General features: G+C 71.1%; 2 protein-coding genes. One reads left to right on the top strand and one right to left on the bottom strand.

The features are described from left to right. Positions 1-137 precede the first annotated feature (137 nt). Positions 138-1,616: an LCP family protein gene (locus tag ACFQ87_RS35510; RefSeq protein ID WP_380615046.1), complete on the bottom strand. Its 1,479-nt coding sequence runs from the start codon at positions 1,614-1,616 to the stop codon at positions 138-140. Between the two features lie 378 nt (positions 1,617-1,994). On the opposite strand from ACFQ87_RS35510, the gene ACFQ87_RS35505 reads away from it, so the two are divergent. Then, positions 1,995-2,369, top strand: coding sequence for a hypothetical protein (locus ACFQ87_RS35505; protein WP_380615045.1), 375 nt, complete (start codon positions 1,995-1,997; stop codon positions 2,367-2,369). The last annotated feature ends 97 nt before the right edge of the window (positions 2,370-2,466 follow it).

The raw sequence follows: 2,466 nt of genomic DNA, 5'->3' as shown, positions 1-2,466 counted from the left end.
GGGGGGGGGGGGGGGGGTTGTTTTTTCCCGTTGGGGGGGGGGGGGGGGGGTGTTCTCCCCGGGGGGGGGGGGGGGGGGGGTGGGGGGGGGGGGGGTTCTGGCCCCCCCCCCGCCGTCGTTCTTCCGGCCGTCGCGGCTCAGCCGTAGGAGATGTTGGCGCAGGGGTCGTCGTCCGCCGAGCGGGCGGTGCCGCTGACGCTGCTGGGCAGCGGGGCCGGGGCGCCGGGGTTCGCGCCGGGCGCAGAGGAGGCGGCGGCCGGGTTGGCGGCGGCGAAGTCGTGGCCGAGCACCACGTTCAGGCCCTTGCCGCCGGGCTGGACGGTCGCGCCGGGGAAGAGCTTGGCGACCGCCTCGGCGGCGGTGCGCTCGCCGGTGCCGTACTCGACCACGGTGGTGCTGCGGGCCTTTCCGGTGGCGTTGCCGACGGTGGTCACGGTGTAGCCGGCGCCCTTGACGGTCTCGGCCGCCTTGCCGCCGAGGCCGGACTCGCCGGTGCCGTTGAGCACGGCGACCTTGATGTCGGCGTTCTTGGGGTTCGCGGTGGGGGTCGGGGTCGCCTCGGCGGCCGGGGTGCTGGGGGCGGCGGTGTCGGGGGCGTCCGGGCGCTGGGCGCTGGCGTCCTGGCCGTCGATGGTGCGGTCGGCCTTGAGCGCCGCCCAGAGCTGGTCCACGTCGGGGTGGACCAGGGCGACCCGCGGTCCCTCGTAGCGCCACGGCGCGGTGATGAACTTGATGTCGTGCAGGTCCACGTCCTTGAGCGACATGGCGAAGGACATCAGCTTGGCCGCCGAGCCGAGGTCGGGGTCGACGGTCAGCGACTTGGTCGCCGCGTCGGCCAGCGGCAGCAGGGTGGTCGGGTCCATGCCCTGCGACTTGACCTGCTTGATGAGGGAGGAGAGGAAGGCCTGCTGGCGCTTGGTGCGGCCGATGTCGGAGCCGTCGCCGATGCCGTGGCGGACCCGGACGAAGTCCAGCGCGGACTGGCCCTCGACCTTCTGCTTGCCCTTGGCGAAGATCAGCTTGCCCTTGTGGCCGAGGTTGGGGTTGAGGTCGCCCTCGTGGATGTCGTTCGGCAGGCAGACGTCGACGCCGCCGACCGCCTTGGTCATGGTGGCGAAGCCGTTGAAGTCCACCACGATGGTGTGGTCGACCCGCAGGTTGGTGAGCTTCTCGACGGCGTTCTGGGTGCAGGCCGGGTTGCCCTGCTCGGTGTCGCCCACCGAGAAGGCGCTGTTGAACATCACATTGGTCTGTTCCTTGGTCCACTTGCCGTTGGGGAGCTTGCACGGCGGGATGTTGACCAGGGAGTCGCGGGGGATCGAGATGCCGACGGCGTGCTTGTGGTCGGCGTAGACGTGCAGCAGGATCGCGGTGTCCGAGCGGGCTCCGGCGTCCCCGCCGCCGCCGAGGTCGTTGTTGCCGTTGCCGCGGCTGTCGGAGCCGATCATCAGGACGTTCACCGGGGTGCGGCCCTGGGAGTCCGGGGCGGCGGCCTCCGGGCGGTCCTTGCTGAGGGCGTCGCCGTCGAAGGTGGTGATGTTGCTGTTCAGGCGGTAGTAGAGGGCGCCGCCGCCGACCAGGAGGAGCGCGGTGCAGCCGGCGGTCACCCAGAGCACCTTCTGCTTGGTGCTGCGCTTCGGCTTGCGCTTGGCCCGGCTCGTGGGGCGGTCGCCCGATATGTCCTGGTCCGGTGCGGTTTTTCGGCCTGCGGCCCGACGTCCGCCGGGGCGGTGCGGTGAATTCTCGGCTTCGGGGGAACCCCTGCGACCCGACACGGCGTCATCCTCCACAGTTGCCACGGAACCCCCGTCGAAGCGGTGGAATTCGCGTGGCCCGGGGTCGGAGCCGATCCGGGCAGGCCCGTCGCTAAACTTTTACACCGCTGTAGAACTTCAGAGGAGCATACTAAGCGTAGATGAGAAAATCACTGGTCAGACCGTGAGGGCTGGTCGGCTGTGACTCATCCCGCTGCTCCGAACCGTACGAGGAGCACGATGACACACCGGATCGCACGTTCGATAGCCGGTGCCCTGGTGGCACTGCTGGCGGCCGTGGGCCTGAGCGCCGCGGCGTCGAGCGCGACGGCGGTCGCCGCACCCAGGATTGTCGCGGCGGGCGCCGCCACGGGCACCGCGGCCGTCGCGGGGGGACCGGTTTCCGCGGGCGCCGTCCAGGGCGTCCGGTCCGAGGCGGCCGCGCCCGCCTCCGCCGCCCACCTCGCGGCCAAGCAGGAGAAGAAGAAGTCGGGATTCTTCGCCAAGCTCGGCAAGTTCCTGCTGGTCGTGATCATCTTGATCATCCTGTTCGTCATCCTGCTGATCTGGGGCGTCATCCACCTGGTGAAGCGGATCTTCAGCCGCCGCCGGTGACCCGCTGAGCGCAAGTGGCCCGGGGGGGGGGGACCCTTCCCCGCCCCCCCCCCGCCACCCCAGAAGGACCTGGCCCCTCCCAACCCCGGCCGAAAGG

The organism is Kitasatospora sp. NPDC056531 (assembly GCF_042794375.1).
GTDB lineage: Bacteria > Actinomycetota > Actinomycetes > Streptomycetales > Streptomycetaceae > Kitasatospora.
Note: the sequence above shows the minus strand (reverse complement) of the source record. Positions and strands in the feature narration are given on the sequence as shown.

Coding starts and splice junctions, on each gene's coding strand:
- ACFQ87_RS35505 (WP_380615045.1), top strand. CDS start 1,995: ATGACACACCGGATCGCACGTTCGATAGCCGGTGCCCTGGTGGCACTG.